Source organism: Desulfosporosinus sp. FKA (assembly GCF_002196785.1).
GTDB classification, from domain to species: domain Bacteria; phylum Bacillota; class Desulfitobacteriia; order Desulfitobacteriales; family Desulfitobacteriaceae; genus Desulfosporosinus; species Desulfosporosinus acididurans.
Map to the genome: position 1 here is coordinate 24074 of NZ_NAHZ01000028.1, position 21283 is coordinate 45356.

The window sequence follows — 21283 nt, forward strand, 5'->3', positions numbered from 1 at the left end:
CCCTAACTAATCTAAAAATCTAATGCTAGGTGAGTATTCTTCGTCAAGGCACGCGGAATCGAAATCCGATTATTTTCATGCTCTAAAACAATTTCGCCGTCTATGAGGCCCACCAAATTACCGGTAAATTCATTGTATCCTTGAACCAGCGACGTCGTATGCACTGTAACTAACCTTCCCTGGAAACGGATAAAATCCTCGTCTTTTTTTAGAGGCCGTTCTAAACCAGGAGAAGAAACTTCTAACATATACGCCTGAGGAATTGGGTTTTTCTCGTCAAGCATATCACTCACGGCGTGACTCATCTCCGCACAATCGTCCATATCCACGCCCCCCTCCTTATCAATAAAGAGACGCAAATACCAGTGTGCACCTTCTTTTATGTACTCAACATCGACTAATTCGAGCCCTTTTTCTTTAGCATACGGCTCAACCAGCAATGCGATTTTTTGTTCCAATGAATCATTCATATTAAGCGCCCCTTTATCAATTTAACTAAGGAGAAAAGAAGGTTCCCAGTATATTCTAACGAAGATGTTCTCGAGTTATACTCAGCCCGAATTTATCCAGTCGCAAAACTCCCACTTCTACAAGTGGGAGTGGTTCCCATACCTTGCTTCGGTGGGGGTAGAGTTCATCCTTCAGCGCGATAGCATTTTTTAAAAGTTGATACTTTCCGATAGGGAACAAACGAAGGAGCGGGCTACTACCCACTCCTTTCCAACAATCACTACAAATTCCTTATACTAATATAGCATATCCATCCAACATGTGCAACCTTAGAACCATGGTCTTTTGCTCCCCCTCAAGGGACGATCAAAAGGACATGCCTTTTTCAATAATAGCTTTGACCTGCCCAGCAGTATCATTTAGAGAAACCAGGCGTATATCTCCGCCTTTTCGTTCTTTAAGCTCAACTTGTCCATTGGCTAGAGTCTTACTTCCGATGGTAATACGTAAGGGATAGCCAACCAAATCTGCATCTTTGAACTTAACACCCGCTCGTTCATCCCGATCATCTAAAATAACTTCAACTCCCAAGCTTTGAAGTTCCTGATAGAGTTTTTCAGCAGCTTCAACCACTTGAGTATCTTTCGTGCTTACCGGTACAAGAATGCAATGATAAGGTGCAATCGGTATTGGCCAAATGATCCCCGATTCATCATAATTCTGCTCAATAGCTGATGCCATTGTCCGACTCACACCAACTCCATAGCATCCCATGACACAGGGCTTTTCCACACCGTTTTCATCTAAGAAAGTTGCCCCCAAAGCTTTACTGTACTTGGTCCCAAGTTTAAAGACTTGACCAACTTCAATACCCCGAGCCTCTTTGAGAGAAGACCCGCAATTCGGGCATGCTTCTCCTGGAACAATAGTTCTTAGATCATGAATCTGATCAATCCGCAGTTCTGTTTTCAGATCGATACCGACAAGATGATAATCATCCTTATTGGCACCACAAACAGCATATTCCATTAATGGGACCTCTTGATCAGCAATAACCAATAAACTTGGCGGTACCTCAACAGGGCCTACGGAACCTGGGGCACATCCCAATAGTTTCTTCACAGTCTCTGGCGAAGCGAGTTGGAGAGAAATAAACCCGCCTAAGGCGTTATTTATCTTGATCTCATTGGCCTCCCGGTCTCCGCGAACGAGTACGAGGAAGAGTTTGTCATCCCCTTGATAAAGCAGGGACTTAATAAAGCTGGTTGCCGGAACTTTTAAGAAATCTGAGGCTTCGTCAATTGTTTTTACCTTAGGCGTGTGCACCAGTTGACGTTCTCCCTTTTCTGCTTTTGCTTCTACAGGCTGAGGCTGGCATTCTGCTTTTTCGACATTTGCCGCATAGTTACAATCCGGGCAATAAACAACAGAGTTCTCGCCCGAATCAGCCAACACCATAAATTCATGGGTACCTCCTGTACCACCAATCGCTCCCGCGTCGGCCTCAACGGGACGGTAGGCTAAACCACAGCGCGAAAAAATCCGGCAATAGGCATCGTACATTTTCTGATAACTAACATCAAGGCCTGCTTCATCGCGGTCAAAGGAATATAAGTCTTTCATAATAAATTCCCGTCCGCGCATTAAACCAAAGCGTGGGCGGCGTTCATCCCGATATTTATTTTGAATCTGGTAGAGAAGAATTGGCAGTTGTTTATAAGAGCGAATTTCTCCCCGGATTAAATCAGTAATAATTTCTTCATGAGTCGGCCCCAGACAGAACTCTCTCTGATGGCGGTCTTTTAAGCGAAACATTTCTTCTCCATAGACATCCCAGCGTCCGCTTTCCTGCCATAATTCCGCAGGCTGCATAATTGGCATCAATACTTCTTGCCCGCCTTTACTATCCATTTCTTGACGAACTATGGCTTCAATCTTTTTTAAGACTCGTAAACCCAGAGGCAAATAGGTATATACTCCCGCAGCAGATTTGCGTATTAAGCCGGCTCGAAGCATCAATTGATGACTAATAATTTCCGCTTCAGCAGGTACCTCACGCAGAGTTGGATTTAATAATTGACTAACGCGCATTTATAGCCATTCCTTTCCTTTATGTAACAGTAAGAGGAATCCCGAGTTCACCGTTTTTTGTGAGCTGAGACGTAGTTTTCAATTTCCTCAAGTAACGCCGGCAACAGCTCCTCTTCGCTAAGACTGGCGACAATTTCTCCCTTACGGAATAAGAGTCCTTTTCCCTTGCCTCCGGCGATTCCGAAATCAGCATCTCGGGCTTCACCGGGGCCGTTAACCGCACAGCCCATAACGGCAACTTTCAAAGGTTTATCTAAGGGGGGCAGCTGGGAAAGCCGTTCCTCCACTTTTTCAGCCAAGGCCGCCAGATCAACTTGAGTTCGTCCACAAGTTGGACAACTGATTAAATCAATGCTCCGTTGTCTTAACCCAAGAACATGCAATATCTCAAGCGCGACAGGAATCTCGTGCACAGGATCACCGGTTAAGGATACTCGAATGGTATCTCCGATTCCTTCAGCAAGTAACGTACCAATGCCAACCGCTGATCTGACAACACCAGAACGAACTGTTCCTGCCTCAGTGACACCTAAATGCAAGGGGTAATCGACATATTCTGATATTTGTCGATAAGCTTGCAGCATTATGGGAACAGAAGAGGCTTTCAAGGAAACCTTGATCTTATCATAACCTTCGTCTTCCAAGAGCCGTATATGTCTAAGAGCACTTTCCACCATTCCGGCAGCCGTTGGCTCCCCATATTTTTCCAAAATGTCTTTTTCTAATGATCCCCCATTGACCCCGATACGAATAGGAATTTGCCGTTCTTTTGCCGCCTTCACAACTTCTTGAACTTTCCAGCGAGCACCGATATTTCCCGGATTGAGGCGCAAACCGTGGATCCCCTGCTCAAGAGCACGAATGGCCAGGCGATAATCAAAATGAATGTCGGCAATAGTCGGGAGAGGACTTGCAAGGACAATAGCATTCAAAGCCTCCGCCGCATCCATGTCCAAAACCGCCAGTCGTACAATTTCGCACCCGGCTTGAGCCAAGTTATTGATCTGCAGCAGTGTCTTCTCCACATCACGTGTATCCGTATTAGTCATAGACTGTACAACAACAGGAGCTCCCCCGCCAATAACTACAGAGCCTATCTGCACCGGTTTAGTTTTTTTTCTTTGCAAAACATATAACCTCCAGATTCTCCCTTCGTCTAACCGGCCTTAACAAAAAGGCGCACCACATCTTTGTAAGTAACAGCAATCATAAGGGCCATGAGTAAAACAAACCCTACCAGATGAATCATATTTTCTTTTTCCGGGTTTAAGGGTTTCCCTCGTAATCCTTCAAACAGCAAGAAAACAAGTCGGCTTCCATCCAACGCCGGAATTGGAAACAAGTTAATAAGACCTAATTGAATGCTTAATACCCCAGTTAAGCCAAGCAAATTGGACAGTCCTTCATGAGCGCCTTCTCCGATTGCTTGGGCAATCATTACAGGGCCGCCCACCTCAGCGGGAATTTTGCCCGTAATCATTTGGGTTAAGGTCACGACAATGAACTTAGTAAAGTCTAAGGTGCGTTGGAATCCGAATCCCGTAGACTGAAGAATCGACGCATGCATATAAACAACTTCCGGTGCAATTCCAATCATCCCATACCCTGTTTGGGCATCTTTCTCAGTCTTGACCGATACAACATGAGTCTTATTTCCCTTGGCACTTTCGATGGTAAGGGCGAGTTGTTGATTCGGTTTGCCGTGAATAACTTCAGTAAGACGATTCCAATCGGGTGTAGATTCTTGGTTTACTGCCAGAATTTTATCTCCCGGCTGTATCCCTGCGGCTGCTGCAGGTTTTCCGCTGACAAGAGAACCAATAGCGTTGCTGTTGCTCTGAGTTGGCACTCCCAAATAGGCAAAAACACCAACAAACAAGACAATCGCTAAAACAAAGTTCATGAGCGGACCCGCAGCAATAACCGCCATCCGCTGCCAGACCGGCTTGTTCATAAAGCTTTGCTCATCATCAACAGGAGCTATGATTGTTCTCCCTTGTTCATCGATTTCCGCGTCCATACCGTGAAGTTTTACAAATCCACCCAGAGGTATAAGCCTCCAAGCATAAAGAGTTTCCTTCCCTTGATACCCAATAATTTTAGGACCAAAGCCAAAACTGAACTCTATAACCCTTACACCGATTAATTTAGCAACCATATAATGACCAAACTCATGAATCATGACCATACTTCCAAAAACGAAAATAATGGCGAGCGCTGTAGTCACATTTAACCCTCCTTTATCTCGACATTCAAAAACCTTCGACCATCTATGATAGAACACTTAGTTTTGATAGAAGTTTTTTGAGTTCACAGTCATGAAACGTTACAATGCTATTTGAAGCAACTCCTAAAGGAGTTCTAAGGTACGACCTCGTGCCCATGTGTCTGCATCGAGTATACTTCCCAATTCCGGATGATCTAAAACATGATGTTCAGAACATACCTTTTCCACAATTTCATAAATTTTAAGATAGTGTAGTTTATTTTGCAGAAAAGCCGATACAGCAACTTCATTTGCCGCATTCATAACTGCAGGAAGCGTTCCGCCTCTTCGTCCTGCCCTATAGGCTAAAGCTAAAGCCGGAAAGCCTTCCAAATCAGGCTCGAAAAACGCAAGGGTCTTTCCCCTTAGATCGAGTCGCTCAAAGGGATTTTTCCAGCGTGTCGGATAACTTAAAGCATATTGTATTGGTAAGCGCATATCCGCTTTTCCTAATTGGGCAAGAACAGAGCCATCACGATATTGCACCATAGAATGAACAACACTTTGTGGATGGATAAGAACTTCAATGTGGTCATAATCGACAGCAAATAAATGATGAGCCTCTATGACCTCGAGTCCCTTATTCATCATCGTAGCAGAATCGATGGTAATCTTTGCTCCCATTGACCAGTTTGGATGACGCAAGGCTTTTTCAAGGGTGACATTCGCCAGCTCCTGCTTGGACCAGCCAAAAAATGGTCCTCCTGAGGCAGTCAAAATTATAGTTTCAAGGGTTTCAGGATTCTCTTCAAGACACTGGAAAACAGCCGAATGTTCGCTGTCGACAGGAATAATCGGGCAATTCATGGCTTTTGCTTTCGCCATAACCAACTCTCCACCGGCAACCAACGTTTCCTTATTAGCCAAGGCGATTGCCTTTCCGGCTTCAAGTGCCGCAAGTGTCGGTTCCAGCCCGATACGCCCGGAAAGCGCAGTAACGACGGTATCCACTTCTTGGGCGACAACCGAATTTATCATACCGTCCATGCCTTGCATGACTCTTATTGATGTATCCGACAATCGTTCCCTAAGTTCACGAGCCGCACCTTCATCCATCATAACTACAACAGCCGGACGAACAAAACGGGCCTGCTCTTCTATTAGTTTCACATTTTTATCAGCCGCCAAAGCATGAACCTTTAGCTGCCCCTCCGAATGGTGAACAACGTCCAAGGTTTGACGTCCGATTGAGCCAGTTGAGCCTAAGATGGTTAGCGTTTTCAACTCAAACATCATCTTCTTCCTGTTAATAACTAGTTTAAGTGACCCTCCTGAGCCTTTAATCCCTACGCCCAAAAATTCCAACTTTGCGCAACGCCTCGTAACTAATGACGATACCCGGACCTACTAAAATGCCAACAAATCCTAAAAGCTCAAGGCCGACATACATAGATATTAATGTAGGCAGAGGGTGAAGTCCAATTCCCTGAGACATGATTTTTGGCTCCAGAAACTGACGAACCACTACTGTAACAACCCACATAATCAGAACCTTAAGCGCTGCACCGAATGAGCCGAGAATTAACAAACCGATAATCCAGGGGCCGAATAAGAGACCCGTTCCTACAATGGGAACAGCATCTAATAGTCCTGCTAAAACACCTAAGGTAACCGCATACCTGTTCCCGATAATCAGAAGGCCGATAATCGTTGAAAATGCCGTAACCGACATCAGAATTGCCAAAGCCCGAATATATCCGACAACCGCAGCCCCTAAATCCTGACTAACTGCTTGAGCGCTGACATGCCAGCGGCGCGGAAAAAGGTTTGAGATAAACTGGCGGACATTAGGATAGCTGGAACTCATCATTAACGTTCCCACGAGAGAAACAACCATAACAATGAAGACACGAGGCAAAGCAGTAAGAAAGCCAAGCAAAAACAAGCTCCCGGATTTTGCCCATTCTTGAAGCATTCTTGCGAGGCTCTCGGTGGATGTGGTCAAAGTACTTTGGATCTGAGGATTAACAGTAACATACTTTTCGATAGTATCAATTTGATGAGTCACCAAATTTACTAAATAACCATAATTAGGAAGAGTGACAGCTAATTCAGATAGCTCGGTATAAAGTCTGGCAACAATTAAGAAGACAAAAAGACTGAGAACAGCAATGGCTAGAATTAACGTAAGAATCGCAGCGAAGGGCCGTCGTATATGAATGATGTACATAATTCTGACAACCAACGGTTCGAGTAAAAAAGCAAGAATAAGCGCTATGATAAAAGGTAAAAATGCACCAAAGGCCTTCCCTAAAACGTCGCCAAAGACCGGCAAAAATACTTGAAAAAAATAGGTAAAAATCTTCAAGAGGACTAGAATACTCGTTACCAGAGCAAGTCTATTAAGATTAGTCCACAAAGGATGCTTTTGGTCTATGCTCATAACTCTCACCTCACGACAGCAAAATCACACCATAATATACCAATGGAAGAGCAAAAATCAGGCTGTCAAACCGATCTAAGATCCCTCCGTGTCCCGGTATTATGCTTCCCGAATCTTTAACCCCCGCCGTTCGCTTTAAAGCTGATTCAAAAAGATCACCAATTTGAGCACTAATGCCAATCGTAATTCCTAAAACAAAATACGTAAGAAATGCTGCGTCATTCGCCAAGCGCCAAAACAAAAGAGCAACGACAACACTTGATAACAATCCGCCAATGGAACCTTCAACAGTTTTCTTAGGGCTGACCTGAGGAGCTAACAGATGTCTGCCAAATCCTCTTCCAATAAGGTATGCACCAGTATCCGTCGCCCATACCAAAAAAAATGTCAGAAAGGTCCACTCTAAACCATGAGGAAGCTGGCGCAGTAAGTATAAATGGGATAGTAAAACGGTTGAATACATGACAGCTAAAAAATTAAAACTTGCTTCTGTGAAGGGGGTTTCCGGGTAAGTCAGAGCAAGACGGCCAAAGGTCATAAGCAGCCAAAATATAATAGCTGTTGACATCCATTCAGAGCCGTACCTGAAAACAATAACGAGCCAGCCGACTGTCGCCAGGGCAGTCAATATGTTCCAAACCTTCATGCCCATATGTTGGCCTATGCGCAAAAACTCGCGTAAGCCTAATAAGGCCAGCACAGCCACAAGAAAAGCTGTATAAGGGCCTCCCAAATACGTCAGCCCTAAAAGAAGCGGAGCACCAATCAAGGCACTAATGGTTCGTTTAAACATCACAATTTCCTCAATTTGTATGTATTCCGCCAAAACGGCGATCTCGTTTCTGGTATACTTTTATCGCCTCTATTAAGGAGTTTTCTCCAAAGTCTGGCCAGAACTCCTCAACAACCATAATCTCTGTATAAGCCAGCTGCCATAAGAGAAAATTACTTAATCTCATTTCACCCGAAGTTCTTATTAACAAATCCGGGTCAGGAAGTCCGCCCGTAAAAAGCTTATCGCTAAAGAGTTTCTCATCAATATCGTCAATCTTTTGTTTTCCTTCTAAAACATCTCGGCTCATTTTCTTGACCGCATCAATAATCTCGGAGCGTCCACCGTAATTTAAAGCCAGATTAAGGACTAACCCTGAATTGTTTTTAGTACGCTCTACGGCACGTTCCAATTCATGTTGTGCTTCCAGAGGAAGATCCTTAAGTATCCCAATGGCTCGAATGACAACATTATTTTGATGCAGTTCTTCGAGTTCCTTTCTGAGATATTCGGTCAATAATTTCATTAATATGCCAACTTCATCCTTAGGCCTGCTCCAATTCTCGGTTGAAAATCCATATACTGTTAAAATCTCAATTCCTAATTTGGAACACGTCTTGACTATTTCGCGCAAAGCTTCAACACCTGCACGATGACCCACTGAACGAGGCAAAGCACGTTTCTGGGCCCAGCGCCCATTCCCATCCATGATAATAGCAATATGACGAGGGAGGCAGTCCATAGCAACCTGGTCTTGTAAATTATCTTTCGTTTGGTTCCAAGATTTGAACCACATTATTCCACCTCATAATATGATATTCGATTCCTAAACAGATCGGTCAGAATCACATAGAGAGGTCAAAGACCCCCTTAACAATTAGGGGGTCGATGCTCACAGCGTGAGTACTTCTCATGGGCCAAAATAATATCCACTCGATCTTCAAACTCCCGCAGACGGACAACTCGCAAGCTGCCCCCTGTTTCCATTTTACCACGCGGATAAGTGATTTGGAAAGCATACGGTTTACCCAAAGCTTCAAGATCTCTTCTTACTTCATCCCAATTTAATCCGTACCACGAAAATGTCATACTTCGGTGATTTCACTTTCCTTAGTTTCCATAACATGCTCAATCTCTTTTATAATTCGGTCAGTGATTTTTTGAACCTCATCCTGCGCGCGTTTAACTTCATCTTCAGAGGCTTCATGATCTTTTTCTAATTTTTTCAGTTTATCATTAACATCCCGTCGGACATTTCTTACAGCAACTCGAGCATCCTCAGCCTCTTTTTTAACTTTTTTTACAATTTCTGCTCTTCGTTCAGCGGTTAATTGCGGAATCAGCAAGCGAATTACGCTGCCGTCACTTGAGGGATTAAGTCCAAGATCAGATTTCAAAATGGCCTTTTCGATGGCAGGCAAAACTGATCTATCCCAAGGTTGAATTACAAGCAGCCTTGGTTCCGGGGCTGAGACATTAGCCAGTTGATTAATTGGTGTAGGGGCACCATAATATTCAACCGTGACCTTATCCAAGACGTTCGGATTAGCTCGACCGGCTCGTATCGATCCATATTCCTTGCGCAGAGCATCAACTCCTTTACGCATTCGCTCTTCCGCATCCTTAATTACCTCAGAGATCATTGACTATCCCTCCCAACATATGTTCCAATTGATTCACCGAGAACGACTCGCTTGATATTGCCTTCTTTTGTTAAATCAAAAACGATGACAGGAATATTATTATCCATACAAAGTGACGTCGCTGTAGAATCCATTACTCCTAAACCCCTGCTTAGAACTTCAAGATAACTGAGACGATCGAATTTCTTAGCTTGAGGATTCTTTACAGGATCGGAATCATAAACGCCATCAACCTTCTTGGCCATCAGGATGGCTTCTGCTTCAATCTCAGCTGCACGCAGTGCCGCTGTAGTATCAGTGGAAAAATAAGGATTCCCAGTTCCGGCGGCAAAAATTACAATACGACCTTTTTCCATATGGCGAATCGCTCGTCGGCGGATATAGGGTTCCGCCACTTGACGCATTTCAATGGCTGATAACACTCGGGTATCAGAGCCTGCTTTTTCTAAAGCATCCTGCAGGGCTAGAGCATTCATAACTGTCGCCAGCATTCCCATGTAATCAGCAGTAGCCCGATCCATCCCTTGAGCACTTCCGGCGATTCCACGCCAGAGATTACCGCCGCCGACAACCACGCAAACTTCTACTCCCAAAGCTCTGATCTCCGCCACTTGCCTGGCGACGGTGGTCAGCATATTATGTTCAAGACCAAACCCTTGATTTCCTGCTAACGCTTCTCCACTTATTTTCAGGATGACTCGACCATATTGCGGTTTTTCCATGGATAACCTCCAAATAATCCTTTTTCAAGTAAGTACTAAGTCACTTTACATTCGAAAAAGAGAACACCAGGGTGTTCTCTAGATCAATTTTCTAACAACTATCGATTAATTTCTTTCATGACTTCTGAAGCAAAATCCTCTTGTCGTTTTTCAATGCCTGCACCTAATTCATAGCGCGTAAAGCGACGAATAACGATTCGTTCCCCGATTTTAGCAGTTTTATCAAGCACTAAATCGCTAATGGTCTTATCAGGATCTTTGACAAAAGCTTGTTCCATTAAACATACTTCTTTATAATATTTCTCAATACGTCCTTCAACCATCTTTTCGATGATCTTTTCCGGCTTTCCTTCATTAAGAGCTTGAGCCTTCAAAATATCTCGCTCATGCTGCAGGATATCTTCAGGGACCTCTTCTTTGTTAAGATATTGAGGATTTGCAGCAGCGATATGCATAGCAACATCTTTAACCAGTAATTTAAATTCTTCTCCGCGAGCCACAAAGTCTGTTTCACAATTCACTTCCAGGAGCACTCCGATGCGTCCGCCTCCATGGATATAGGATTCAACAGTTCCTTCTGCTGCAACTCGTCCTGCCTTTTTAGCTGCTGCCGCTAAGCCTTTTTCACGTAAAAAGTCGCTAGCTTTATCCATGTCGCCATTACACTCAGTTAAAGCCTTTTTACAATCCATCATTCCTGCGCCAGTACGTTCACGTAACTCTTTAACCAGCGCTGCCGTAATTTCAGCCATAATCAACCCTCCGAATTCAATACACAATGCTCAGGGCACGGTGCCAATATTTAATTATTTGCAATAGTTTTTTTGCACAAAATTCGAGGCGCGAACTTCGAAATTTCGCGCCTCGAACTTCGAATTTCGAGTTTTATCCTTCAGCAACTTCTCCGGTTTCTGCTGCTTCTTCTGCTTCATCCAGACTGCCTTGTTGTCCTTCGATAATTGCATCAGCCATTTTAGCTGTCAGCAATTTAACGGCACGAATGGCATCATCGTTAGCCGGAATTACAACATCAATTTCATCAGGGTCACAGTTCGTATCCACAATGGCAACAATCGGAATATTTAAGCGGCGAGCTTCTGCCACTGCAATACGTTCTTTGCGAGGATCAACGATAAATAAGGCATCCGGAAGTTTCTTCATATTCTTGATACCGCCTAAGAAACGCTCCAGTTTCTCCATTTCATGGCGAAGTGCAGATACTTCTTTCTTAGTGAGTACTTCGAAAACTCCCTCAGCTTCCATTCTTTCCAGTTCGCGCAAACGGTCAACCCTCTTTTGAATTGTTTGGAAGTTCGTTAGCATTCCTCCGAGCCAGCGTTCGTTAACGAAAAACATGCCACAACGTTCAGCTTCTTCTTTAACAGACTCCTGAGCCTGTTTTTTAGTGCCGACAAAGAGCATAGTTCCTCCTTCGGTAGCCAGGTTACGGACGAAATTATAAGCTTCGTCAACCTTTTTTACGGTTTTTTGCAGATCGATAATATAGATTCCATTACGTTCTGTAAAAATATAACGGGCCATCTTAGGATTCCAGCGACGTGTTTGGTGTCCGAAATGAACACCGGCTTCCAGCAATTGCTTCATAGAGATAACTGCCATTTTTTCATACCTACTTTCATTTGTTTTTTCCTCCGCAGGTTCATCCTCGAACGCCCTTTGTCCTAACAAAGAACAGCGTCCCAATCCCACTGCGTGTGTCAGTAAATCACACTGAGAATAGATTAGCATAATACGAACCTTAATGCAATTAAAAACAAATTTAATTCAGAAGATCCTGTGATAAATCCTAACGTAAAGGGGCAACCTTAGCAAAAGACATTAAAGACATTAAAGACATTAATAAAGATCTCATTCATTTAATCCTAAATAGTTCTCTAAATTCGATCGCAGCCCATGCTGCCGGATAAAATTCTCCAAATCACTCATGAGTTCTGGAAAGGGAAAGTAAAATTCACTTACGTAGAAAAAGACATCTCCTGTGCGAATTTGCGCAACTTCTTGTCCTTTTCCGTCAAAATAAAAGGCAACTCGACGGATGTCTTTCGGATCAAGAACGTGTTTACCTAACAAGGAACTGAAAATAATCTGCTGCTCATTAATGAGTACACGTTTACTCTTACCGATAACCCATAAGGAGAGAATGCCAAGAACACTAAGACAATATATCCCTATGAGTACACCTAATTCAATACTCGGAAACCTGTGAAATAAATAGATACACCCCAAAAGGATAGGATAAAGGACGAGAAAGAAGAGGCCAGGGATGACAAGCGGTCTCAATTTGTAAATATATTCATGCTCATCCACGAAAACCACCTCCGGCACGTCAGTTTACTTGGCATGTTTAATGTGTTTATCCAATTCATCGAGAAGATAATCATTCAAAACTCGAATATAGGTTCCCTTCATTCCCAAGGACTTAGACTCAATAACTCCGGCCGATTCAAACTTACGGAGAGCATTAACGATAACCGAACGAGTGATACCAACTCGATCTGCAATTTTGCTGGCTACCAACAGTCCTTCTCCTCCGCCTAATTCAGCAAAGATATGCTCAACAGCTTCAAGTTCGGAGTAAGATAAAGTACCAACAGCGATTTGCACTGCCGCTTTTTTGCGGGCTTCCTCTTCAGCACGTTCAGCTTTAACCCTTAAAATTTCCATTCCTACGACTGTTGCCCCATATTCGGCAAGGACGAGATCTTCTTCCTTAAATTCCTCATCATATTTTGCTAAAACAAGCGTTCCAACTCTTTCGCCTCCGCCTAAAATCGGAACAACGGTTGTTACTTTATTGTTGAAATGGCATGGCGTATTGCAGTCAAAGATACACCCATTAGCAACTTGAGTGGTGTTCGTCTTCGTCTCGCTGATTTTCATAAGTCCATCATTATAGCTTTCAGGAAATCGCTCGGAATGCATAACGATTTCATCCATCGTCCCACAAACGAAGTGATTCATAAAACTATAGCCTAAGATTTTCCCCCGACGTCCGACAATATAACAATTAGCAATAATGGCTTGGCGAAGCACCTTAGCCATTTCTTCAAAATCGACGGGATTTCCGGCAGCACGCTGAATTAATTTATTGATAGCTCTTGTTTTTTCCAATAATTGTTCCATTAGATTTTTGTCCTCCTTAACTTGCTTCGAATTTTAGATTATAAAATATAACGCGCCAAATCTTGGTTTTGAATTACATTACCCAAACGCTGCTGAACATATTCTCGATTAATCGTTACAGTGTAATCTTCAGGAAGTTCAGACGCTTCAAAGGACAGTTCCTCCAAAACCTTTTCAATAATTGTATGAAGACGTCGAGCGCCAATATTTTCAGTGGTAGAATTTACTCTGTAGGCAACTTCAGCTAATTCATCGATAGCGTTCTCCGTAAATTCCACCCTTATCCCTTCTGTCCCTAGCAAAGCACTATATTGTTTAATTAACGACGATTGAGGTTCAGTTAGGATACGTTTGAAGTCTGCAACACTTAATGATTCTAATTCAACCCTGATAGGGAATCTTCCTTGCAGTTCCGGAATTAGATCTGAAGGTTTGCTAAGATGAAATGCCCCGGCAGCAATGAAAAGAATATGATCAGTTTTAACCGGACCATATTTGGTAACTACCGTTGAACCTTCGACGATGGGAAGAATATCTCGCTGTACTCCGCCTCTCGACACATCAGGCCCTCCGGAACCTTCTCGCCCGGCAATCTTATCAATTTCATCCAAAAAGACAATACCCTCATGTTCAGTCCTGTGAATGGCTTCGTTAACAGCCTCATCTTGATCAATTAAATTTTGAGTCTCTTCATTGATTAAAATCTTTCGTGCCTCTTTGACGCTTACCTTTCTCTTTTTATGGCGTTTAGGCAGTATCCCGGACACCATATCCTGAATATTTAGGCCCATCTCCATCATATTATTACCTAACATATCCGATAAGGGTGTCGTCTCTTCAACGGAAATCTCAATAATTTTCTCTTCGAGTTCTCCACTTCGCAGGCGGTCTGCTGCCAGCGCCCGCTCCTTTTCAAGCTCAGGAGTAATATTATCGTCCTTCTCCGACTCCGAAGATTGTCCAAACAGCATCTGAAAGGGATTCGCTGAGGATTTCTCGGAATGTTTTCCAGGAACTAAGAGTTCAAGCAAACGTTTCTCAGCATTTATTGCGGCCTGTGTCTGAACCATTTCTGCACGTTCAGACTTGACCATCCGCAAGGCAATTTCCACTAAGTCCCGGATAATAGCCTCCACATCACGGCCTACATATCCCACTTCGGTAAATTTCGTTGCCTCGATTTTAATAAAAGGAGCTCGAACAAGTTTGGCTAAGCGTCTGGCAATCTCTGTTTTGCCGACACCTGTAGGACCAATCATTAAAATGTTTTTAGGGATGATATCATCCTGCAATTTTTCCGGCAGCAAAGAACGACGATAACGATTGCGCAAGGCAACTGCAACAGCTCGTTTACCGGCATCTTGTCCAACTATATAGGAGTCCAATTCACGGACAATTTCTCGAGGAGTTAAGCTTTCCATGGTATCAATATCACCCCCTATAACTCTTCAACCATAATTTGTTCATTAGTATAAACACAAATTCCGGCAGCTACAAGCATTGATTCTCTTACAATTTCCGCCGGTGTTAGGTTTGTATGCTTAACTAAAGCGCGAGCAGCAGCTAACGCATAGTTTCCTCCCGAACCAATAGCGGCAATCCCATCATCAGGTTCAATGACTTCCCCAGATCCAGAAACAATTAAGAGATTTTGGCTGTCTGCGACTAAGAGCAGGGCCTCAAGATTTCTCAGCATTTTATCCATACGCCATTCTTTAGCCAACTCAACAGCCGCTCGTTGCAGGTTCCCATGATATTCTTCGAGTTTTTGTTCGAATTTATCAAAAAGTGTAAAAGCATCCGCTACTGAACCCGCAAATCCGGTAATTACCTTACCTTGAAATAAGCGGCGCACTTTCCGGGCTTTATGTTTCATCACAGTGGCCTGCCCGAAGGTTACTTGCCCATCTCCCGCGATGGCTACATGATCCCCTCTTTTCACTGCGACGATCGTCGTTGCATGAAACATGATAACTCCTCCTTTATGCAGTTTACTAGGGCATTTCCGGCGTGTCAAGTCAATTGTAGACAATTTGCAACTTTTTGTGAAAATTTATTTTTCTAATGGGTCTATCATTGTTTTTGCTCGAGGATGTGATTTTCCGTAGACCTCTTTTAATCGTTCCCGAGTTAAATGAGTATAAATCTGAGTTGACGTTAGTTTTTGATGTCCAAGCAATTCTTGAACGCTTCTTAAATCTGCTCCGCCGTCTAAGAGATGAGTAGCAAAAGAGTGCCTGAGCATATGTGGATTCACATGCCGTTCCAAAGATACTCTCGTTACTAGCTTATCTAAAATCCGGCGTACAGAACGATCTGTTAAACGTGTCCCTTGATAATTTAAGAGGAGAGCTTCATTGTTGTCGCTGCGCATCTTCAGATAGTGTTTAACCGCTTCTCGCGCGAAATTTGTAATGGGCACAACCCTCTCTTTATTTCCTTTGCCCAAAACCCTAATTAATCCGCCATCCAAATCCAGACTCTCACGATTTAAACTAACAAGTTCGCTAACCCTGAGCCCTGAGCCGTAAAGAAGTTCCATAATCACTTGATCTCGTGCACCTAGAAGCTGTGTACAATCAGAAGCATGGAGCAAACCCTCAACTTGATCCAGATAAAGAAAATGCGGGAGTTTTCTTCCTACTTTGGGACTTGCGATTCGTTGTATAGGATTCATCTGCAGAATCCCTTCGCGGCAGAGAAACTTAAACAGCGATCTTAAGGCGGCAAGTTTACGGGCCATACTTTTGCGTGACAGCCCCTGGTCTGTTAGTATTCCCAAAAAACTACGAACAATATAAACGTCGATCTGATCAACCCTTAAGTTTTCTGGTTCTTGCCCCAGTTCCTGAGCCGCAAAACGAAAAAATTGCCCCAGATCGTTTTGGTATGCTATAACCGTATGTTCTGACCGGTTTTGAGCATGCTGATAGCCCGCAAACAAACTTAGGGACTCATCAGCTAACACCTGTGCCGGCCTCCTCCAAGTTTTCTCGAGAGCAGAACTCACGCAAAGATTCCAAAGCTCGTTGAGAAATTCTGCTGTTTTTTTCTCGCTTATTTCGTATTCGTTCACTCAAGGGCGGTAACAAACCAAAATTTATATTCATCGGCTGAAAACTCTGACTGGGTGAACCTTCAAGATGCCTTGCCAATCCCCCCAACGTTGTTTCCGCTGGAAACACCAAGGTTTCCAGCTGCTCTAAACGCCTCCAGGCATTAAGTCCTGCCAAAAGACCGCTGGCCGCCGATTCTACATACCCTTCCACACCGGTAATTTGCCCCGCAAAGAAAAGTGATGGTTTCCCCTTAAGGCTAAAGTCTGCTCTGAGGACTTTAGGAGCATTTAAAAATGTATTGCGGTGCATCACGCCAAAGCGTGCAAACTCGGCTTTTTCCAAACCAGGTATCAAAGAAAATACTCGTTTCTGCTCACCCCATTTAAGATGGGTTTGGAAACCTACCAAATTCAAAAGGGTTCCTGTCTGATTCTCCTTGCGCAGCTGAACAACCGCAAAAGGCTTTCTATCTGTTCGAGGATCTTGAAGACCAACAGGTTTGAGCGGACCAAAGGTTAAGGTTTGAATGCCGCGCTTAGCCATGACTTCGACAGGGAGGCAGCCTTCAAATACCTCTCCCTGCTCAAATCCTTGAACTTCAGCCGTTTCCGCATTAGTCAATTCTTGATAAAACACTTCATATTCTTCCTGGGACATAGGACAATTAAGATAATCTGCTTCACCTTTGTTATATCTCGAAGCCCAAAAGGCCTTGCTCATATCGATAGATTCGTAGGTTACAATGGGAGCGGCTGCGTCATAAAAGGAAAGGGCTTCCTCGCCGGTTAAACGGGAAATATCCCTCGCTAGATCGTCTGAAGTCAGCGGACCACTGGCTACGACCACAATTCCTTCCTCTGGCAGAGAACGAACTTCCTGCCTGTGAACAGTAACATTAGGATGTTCCATTAATCGCTCAGTAATCTCCTTGGAAAATAAACTCCGGTCGACTGCCAGAGCACCCCCGGCAGGCACCATAGTATGATCAGCAGCACTCATAATTAACGAATCTAAGCGCCGCATCTCTTCTTTTAATAAGCCAACGGCATTCTCCAATCCTGCCGCACGCAGCGAATTGCTGCAAACTAATTCTGCAAACCCTTCAGTATGGTGAGCAGGGGTAAATTTAGCAGGTCTCATTTCAAACAAGTCCACCTTCACCCCGCGTTTACCAAGCTGCCAAGCAGCTTCTGAGCCTGCCAGCCCTCCACCGATAACAGTAACATTTTGCATGTTAAAACTCCCCTATCCCAGTAGATGCTTACTCTTCTTCGATAATCTTCGTAAATCGGCATTCCGGATTTGTACATACATACTTTTTTTGCCGCTTGGACGTCTTTATTACCATCATTTGCTGACATTCCGGACAAGGTTCAGGAGCCGGCATTTCCCAAGAAACAAAATCACACTCAGGGTAAGCGCTGCAGCCAAAAAACTTGCGGCCCTTCTTTGAACGCCGCAGTACAAGGGGTTTGTCACATTTAGGACAATTAGCACCAACTTGTTCTAAAAATGGCTTTGTATTTCGGCACTCCGGAAATCCGGGACAAGCTAGGAATTTACCATATCGCCCCATCTTAATAACCATATTGCGTCCGCAATTCTCACAAAGCTCCTCGGACACCTGATCCTCAATTTTCACTTTACCAATTCGTTCCTCGGCCAGAGCAAGAGTCTCGGAGAAAGGCAGATAATATTCTTGGACAACAGACTTCCAGGAAACCCTTCCTTCTTCAATAAGATCGAGTTTATCCTCCAAATTCGCCGTAAACTCCAGGTTTACGATACCCGGAAAATGCTCTTTAAGAAGAGAAATAACGATGTCTCCCAGTTCCGTTGGAATCAATTGCTTTTCTTCTTTGACAACGTAACCTCTCGTTTGGATAGTTTCAATCGTGGGCGCATAGGTGCTTGGCCTTCCAATGCCTTCCTCTTCTAACTTCCGCACTAAGGAAGCCTCAGTATAGCGCGGCGGCGGCTCTGTAAAATGTTGTTTTTCTTGCAATTGGATAAGTTTAAGCGGTTCACCCGGCAAAACAGAAAAAGTTAACGAACTTTGTTCATCATCTGATACGTCTTCCTCATCTTTTCCTTCTTCATAAACCGCTAAAAAGCCTGGAAAACGGATCGTCGAGGTGTTGGCCCGAAAGAGATTATCCCCCGCCAGGATATCGACGGTCAAAGTATCCATAATAGCTGCACTCATTTGACTGGCAATAAACCGTTCCCAGATCAAACGGTACAGACGTAATTGATCCCGTGACAAAATCCCCTTTACCGATTCAGGAGACCGCAGCGGAAGGGTAGGCCGAATCGCTTCATGGGCCTCCTGAGAACGTCCCTTATTCGTAAACTGACGAGGTTCCGAGGGATAATAATCATTTCCATAATGAGCTAAGATCCACTCTTTCGCTTCGGTTTGAGCAATTTCTGCCACTTTAACAGAGTCAGTACGCATATAAGTAATAAGTCCGATAGTGCCTTCCTTTCCTAAGTCAAGACCTTCATATAGCTGTTGAGCTAACATCATTGTACGTTTCGGTGAAAAGCTTAGTTTTCGATGTGCTTCTTGCTGTAAGCTGCTCGTCGTGAAAGGAGGTGCGGGCTGCTTTTTCTTTTCTTTAGCACGAACATCTGAAACGTTAAACTCTTTCCCCTTAATATCATCGAGAATTAATTCCATTTCAGCCTTGGAGGAGATAGATATTTTTTTGTCCGCTTTTTTTAATAGTTTTGCCCCAAATCTACCGCCCTTAGACTCAAAATTCGCAGTTAAACTCCAGTATTCTTCTGACACAAAAGAGCGAATTTGTTCCTCCCGATCCTCGATGAGACGAACAGCTACAGATTGGACTCGGCCGGCACTTAAACCCTTTTTAATTTTTCTCCAGAGCAAAGGACTTAATTGATAACCCACTAATCTATCTAAAACCCGGCGAGCCTGTTGGGCATCCACTCGATCCATATCAAGTTCACGAGGGTGTTTTATGGCTGCCTGAATTGCAGACTTGGTAATTTCATGAAATTCAATACGGTTTTTTTCTCCTTGCGTCAGGCCTAACAAGAAAGAAAGATGCCAGGCAATTGCTTCCCCTTCACGATCCGGGTCAGAAGCGAGAAAAATTTTATCAGCGCCTTTAGCAGCTGAGCGCAAATCTTTAATTAAATCTCCGCGGCCGCGAATAGCAATATATTTCGGCTCAAAATCATGATCCAAATCAACTCCTAACTGACTTTTAGGCAAATCCCGCAAATGTCCCATTGAAGCTTTTACGGTATAGCGATTTCCTAAAAATTTGCTGATTGATTTAGCTTTGGCTGGAGATTCTACTATTACAAGCGTTTTCGACATAATTTCACCTCAAATAAACTTAAGAACCTTGCAGGTTTGTTTTCCGGACGATCAACTAGCTATATCTTCTTATTGATTTACTGGTTTTGAAATTTATTAAATAATTATTAATACAGAAATTTCTAAATAAAGTGCCTAAAGGATGACTCACATCAAGATATAATTTGTGCCGGTAAAACTAATGCCTATCTTAACGCCTTTTTAGTCGTATGTCTAGCACTCACGAACTAATACATAATTTTGTCCCGGTAATTGCTTGATTTTTCCTTGTAATTGTAATTCCAACAAAGCCAGTGACAGCGAAGCTACCGATAACGACGAGTGTAACGCTAGTTGGTCAATATGGAGGGGAACGTCACTAAGTTGTTGAAGAATAGCTCTCTGATCGTCCGTTTCAGGAAATCTCTCTCCCTGATACGTTTGCTGTTCAGAAAGAACTTTCTTTACAGCCTTTACTTCCAGTGAGGAAAAACATTCATTCCAAATATCTTCAATTCCTTCGGCGATTTTAGCTCCCTGGCGTAATAAAATGTGTGGGCCGCGACTTTGCGGACTGAAAATTGGTCCAGGGACTGCGAAAACCTCCCGTCCTTGTTCTAAAGCAAAATCAACAGTAATCATTGCTCCGCTTCTCTCGGCAGCCTCAACTACTATAACACCTTGAGAAGATCCGCTAATTAACCGATTCCGTGCGGGAAAGTTTGCAGCAAGGGGTGGTGTTCCGGGAGGAAACTCGCTGATCAAAGCACCTCTATCTAAGATTTCCTTAGCTAAATGATAATTTTCCCGCGGATAAATCTGGTCTAAACCACATCCCAAAAAGGCCCAGGTTATTCCATATCCTTCCACTGCTCCTTGATGAGCCGCCGTATCAATACCGCGTGCAAGTCCGCTTACAACAACAAGACCTTGAGCTGCCGCATCACGAGCTAACATACGTGCTGCAGATTTTCCGTAAGCAGTTGCCTGCCTTGATCCGACAATTGCTATGACCGCCGAATTGCTTTCGAGGTATCCCTGATAATAGAGAAGGGGCGGAATATCTGTTAATTCAAGTAAAAGAGGAGGATAATTACAATCCTGGGGGGTAACGACCTTAATGTTCCGAGACTTAAGGTCTGCCCCTATTTTCCAAGGATCGATTCTTTTTCGTTCCTTCAATACTTCAACAACCCACTTCCCTCGAGGGGCAATCTTTAGATAATCCTTATGGCTGGCCTCCCACGCCTGCACAGCGCTTCCGAAGTAAGCAATAAGCAAACGCAGATGCTGACTCCCAACACCTTTTATTGTCCGAAATGCCGCCCGAACTAATTTCTCGTTATCTATTTCTTCCATCCTATGCCCCCCCTTGCCCATCTTTTCGGGGCAAAAGGAGCCATCTCCTGCCTAAAACATTGT

21 protein-coding genes are annotated in these 21283 nt (G+C 43.7%); all 21 read right to left on the minus strand.

All coding sequences use genetic code 11. From position 1 onward, the window contains the following. Positions 1–11: 11 nt before the first annotated feature. The 21 genes from rimP to dprA all read right to left on the minus strand — a co-directional run bounded on the left by rimP (position 12) and on the right by dprA (position 21220). Positions 12–470: a ribosome maturation factor RimP gene (rimP, locus tag B5771_RS10515; RefSeq protein WP_088187464.1), complete on the minus strand. Its 459-nt coding sequence runs from the start codon at positions 468–470 to the stop codon at positions 12–14. Between the two features lie 346 nt (positions 471–816). Beyond that, positions 817–2541, minus strand: coding sequence for a proline--tRNA ligase (locus B5771_RS10520; protein ID WP_088187465.1), 1725 nt, complete (start codon positions 2539–2541; stop codon positions 817–819). Positions 2542–2588: 47 nt separating this feature from the next. Then, positions 2589–3668, minus strand: a complete 1080-nt coding sequence (gene ispG / locus B5771_RS10525) for a flavodoxin-dependent (E)-4-hydroxy-3-methylbut-2-enyl-diphosphate synthase (protein ID WP_088187466.1) — start codon at positions 3666–3668, stop codon at positions 2589–2591. Between the two features lie 29 nt (positions 3669–3697). Continuing rightward, a complete protein-coding gene (gene rseP / locus B5771_RS10530; RefSeq protein WP_047811204.1) occupies positions 3698–4768 on the minus strand; it encodes an RIP metalloprotease RseP in 1071 nt (356 codons plus the stop codon). A 123-nt stretch (positions 4769–4891) separates the two neighbouring features. Beyond that, positions 4892–6031 carry a 1-deoxy-D-xylulose-5-phosphate reductoisomerase gene (locus tag B5771_RS10535; RefSeq protein ID WP_088187825.1) on the minus strand — a complete coding sequence of 380 codons (1140 nt, stop codon included), beginning with the start codon at positions 6029–6031 and terminating at the stop codon, positions 4892–4894. Positions 6032–6086: 55 nt separating this feature from the next. After that, complete coding sequence (gene ytvI, locus B5771_RS10540; RefSeq protein WP_088187467.1) at positions 6087–7190, minus strand: sporulation integral membrane protein YtvI; 1104 nt, start codon at positions 7188–7190, stop codon at positions 6087–6089. A 10-nt stretch (positions 7191–7200) separates the two neighbouring features. Continuing rightward, positions 7201–7983: a phosphatidate cytidylyltransferase gene (locus B5771_RS10545; protein WP_088187468.1), complete on the minus strand. Its 783-nt coding sequence runs from the start codon at positions 7981–7983 to the stop codon at positions 7201–7203. Between the two features lie 10 nt (positions 7984–7993). Continuing rightward, complete coding sequence (locus tag B5771_RS10550) at positions 7994–8758, minus strand: isoprenyl transferase (RefSeq protein ID WP_088187469.1); 765 nt, start codon at positions 8756–8758, stop codon at positions 7994–7996. 74 nt (positions 8759–8832) lie between these two features. Then, positions 8833–9051, minus strand: coding sequence for a hypothetical protein (locus tag B5771_RS10555; RefSeq protein WP_047811201.1), 219 nt, complete (start codon positions 9049–9051; stop codon positions 8833–8835). Beyond that, a complete protein-coding gene (gene frr / locus B5771_RS10560) occupies positions 9048–9605 on the minus strand; it encodes a ribosome recycling factor (RefSeq protein WP_047811200.1) in 558 nt (185 codons plus the stop codon). The genes B5771_RS10555 and frr overlap by 4 nt, the downstream gene beginning before the upstream one ends. Further along, entirely contained in the window at positions 9602–10327 is a 726-nt protein-coding gene (gene pyrH / locus B5771_RS10565) for a UMP kinase (protein WP_088187470.1), read from the minus strand. Before pyrH ends, frr begins: the two co-directional genes overlap by 4 nt. A gap of 98 nt (positions 10328–10425) precedes the next feature. Continuing rightward, positions 10426–11079, minus strand: coding sequence for a translation elongation factor Ts (tsf, locus tag B5771_RS10570; RefSeq protein WP_088187471.1), 654 nt, complete (start codon positions 11077–11079; stop codon positions 10426–10428). A 133-nt stretch (positions 11080–11212) separates the two neighbouring features. Continuing rightward, on the minus strand, positions 11213–11947 hold the full coding sequence (gene rpsB / locus B5771_RS10575) for a 30S ribosomal protein S2 (RefSeq protein ID WP_088187826.1): 735 nt from the start codon (positions 11945–11947) through the stop codon (positions 11213–11215). A gap of 249 nt (positions 11948–12196) precedes the next feature. Beyond that, on the minus strand, positions 12197–12655 hold the full coding sequence (locus B5771_RS10580) for a hypothetical protein (protein WP_088187472.1): 459 nt from the start codon (positions 12653–12655) through the stop codon (positions 12197–12199). A gap of 24 nt (positions 12656–12679) precedes the next feature. Beyond that, positions 12680–13471 (minus strand): GTP-sensing pleiotropic transcriptional regulator CodY, encoded by a 792-nt coding sequence (codY, locus tag B5771_RS10585; protein ID WP_047811196.1) that lies wholly within the window; start codon positions 13469–13471, stop codon positions 12680–12682. A gap of 38 nt (positions 13472–13509) precedes the next feature. Continuing rightward, the gene (hslU, locus tag B5771_RS10590) at positions 13510–14892 is read right to left on the minus strand and encodes an ATP-dependent protease ATPase subunit HslU (RefSeq protein ID WP_088187473.1); all 1383 of its coding nucleotides are present in this window, start codon (positions 14890–14892) and stop codon (positions 13510–13512) included. A 17-nt stretch (positions 14893–14909) separates the two neighbouring features. Next, positions 14910–15440: an ATP-dependent protease subunit HslV gene (hslV, locus tag B5771_RS10595; protein WP_047811194.1), complete on the minus strand. Its 531-nt coding sequence runs from the start codon at positions 15438–15440 to the stop codon at positions 14910–14912. A gap of 84 nt (positions 15441–15524) precedes the next feature. Then, positions 15525–16439 carry a site-specific tyrosine recombinase/integron integrase gene (gene xerA, locus B5771_RS10600; RefSeq protein ID WP_088187474.1) on the minus strand — a complete coding sequence of 305 codons (915 nt, stop codon included), beginning with the start codon at positions 16437–16439 and terminating at the stop codon, positions 15525–15527. Beyond that, positions 16429–17763 carry a methylenetetrahydrofolate--tRNA-(uracil(54)-C(5))-methyltransferase (FADH(2)-oxidizing) TrmFO gene (gene trmFO / locus B5771_RS10605; protein WP_088187475.1) on the minus strand — a complete coding sequence of 445 codons (1335 nt, stop codon included), beginning with the start codon at positions 17761–17763 and terminating at the stop codon, positions 16429–16431. Before trmFO ends, xerA begins: the two co-directional genes overlap by 11 nt. A gap of 28 nt (positions 17764–17791) precedes the next feature. Next, a complete protein-coding gene (gene topA, locus B5771_RS10610; protein WP_088187476.1) occupies positions 17792–19882 on the minus strand; it encodes a type I DNA topoisomerase in 2091 nt (696 codons plus the stop codon). Positions 19883–20095: 213 nt separating this feature from the next. Beyond that, on the minus strand, positions 20096–21220 hold the full coding sequence (gene dprA / locus B5771_RS10615; RefSeq protein WP_088187477.1) for a DNA-processing protein DprA: 1125 nt from the start codon (positions 21218–21220) through the stop codon (positions 20096–20098). Positions 21221–21283: the final 63 nt, after the last annotated feature.

Coding starts and splice junctions, on each gene's coding strand:
- B5771_RS10555 (WP_047811201.1), bottom strand. CDS start 9,051: ATGACATTTTCGTGGTACGGATTAAATTGGGATGAAGTAAGAAGAGAT.
- hslV (WP_047811194.1), bottom strand. CDS start 15,440: ATGTTTCATGCAACGACGATCGTCGCAGTGAAAAGAGGGGATCATGTA.
- trmFO (WP_088187475.1), bottom strand. CDS start 17,763: ATGCAAAATGTTACTGTTATCGGTGGAGGGCTGGCAGGCTCAGAAGCT.
- B5771_RS10545 (WP_088187468.1), bottom strand. CDS start 7,983: ATGTTTAAACGAACCATTAGTGCCTTGATTGGTGCTCCGCTTCTTTTA.
- codY (WP_047811196.1), bottom strand. CDS start 13,471: ATGGAACAATTATTGGAAAAAACAAGAGCTATCAATAAATTAATTCAG.
- pyrH (WP_088187470.1), bottom strand. CDS start 10,327: ATGGAAAAACCGCAATATGGTCGAGTCATCCTGAAAATAAGTGGAGAA.
- hslU (WP_088187473.1), bottom strand. CDS start 14,892: ATGGAAAGCTTAACTCCTCGAGAAATTGTCCGTGAATTGGACTCCTAT.
- dprA (WP_088187477.1), bottom strand. CDS start 21,220: ATGGAAGAAATAGATAACGAGAAATTAGTTCGGGCGGCATTTCGGACA.
- rimP (WP_088187464.1), bottom strand. CDS start 470: ATGAATGATTCATTGGAACAAAAAATCGCATTGCTGGTTGAGCCGTAT.
- topA (WP_088187476.1), bottom strand. CDS start 19,882: ATGTCGAAAACGCTTGTAATAGTAGAATCTCCAGCCAAAGCTAAATCA.
- B5771_RS10550 (WP_088187469.1), bottom strand. CDS start 8,758: ATGTGGTTCAAATCTTGGAACCAAACGAAAGATAATTTACAAGACCAG.
- ytvI (WP_088187467.1), bottom strand. CDS start 7,190: ATGAGCATAGACCAAAAGCATCCTTTGTGGACTAATCTTAATAGACTT.
- rpsB (WP_088187826.1), bottom strand. CDS start 11,947: ATGGCAGTTATCTCTATGAAGCAATTGCTGGAAGCCGGTGTTCATTTC.
- frr (WP_047811200.1), bottom strand. CDS start 9,605: ATGATCTCTGAGGTAATTAAGGATGCGGAAGAGCGAATGCGTAAAGGA.
- B5771_RS10520 (WP_088187465.1), bottom strand. CDS start 2,541: ATGCGCGTTAGTCAATTATTAAATCCAACTCTGCGTGAGGTACCTGCT.
- tsf (WP_088187471.1), bottom strand. CDS start 11,079: ATGGCTGAAATTACGGCAGCGCTGGTTAAAGAGTTACGTGAACGTACT.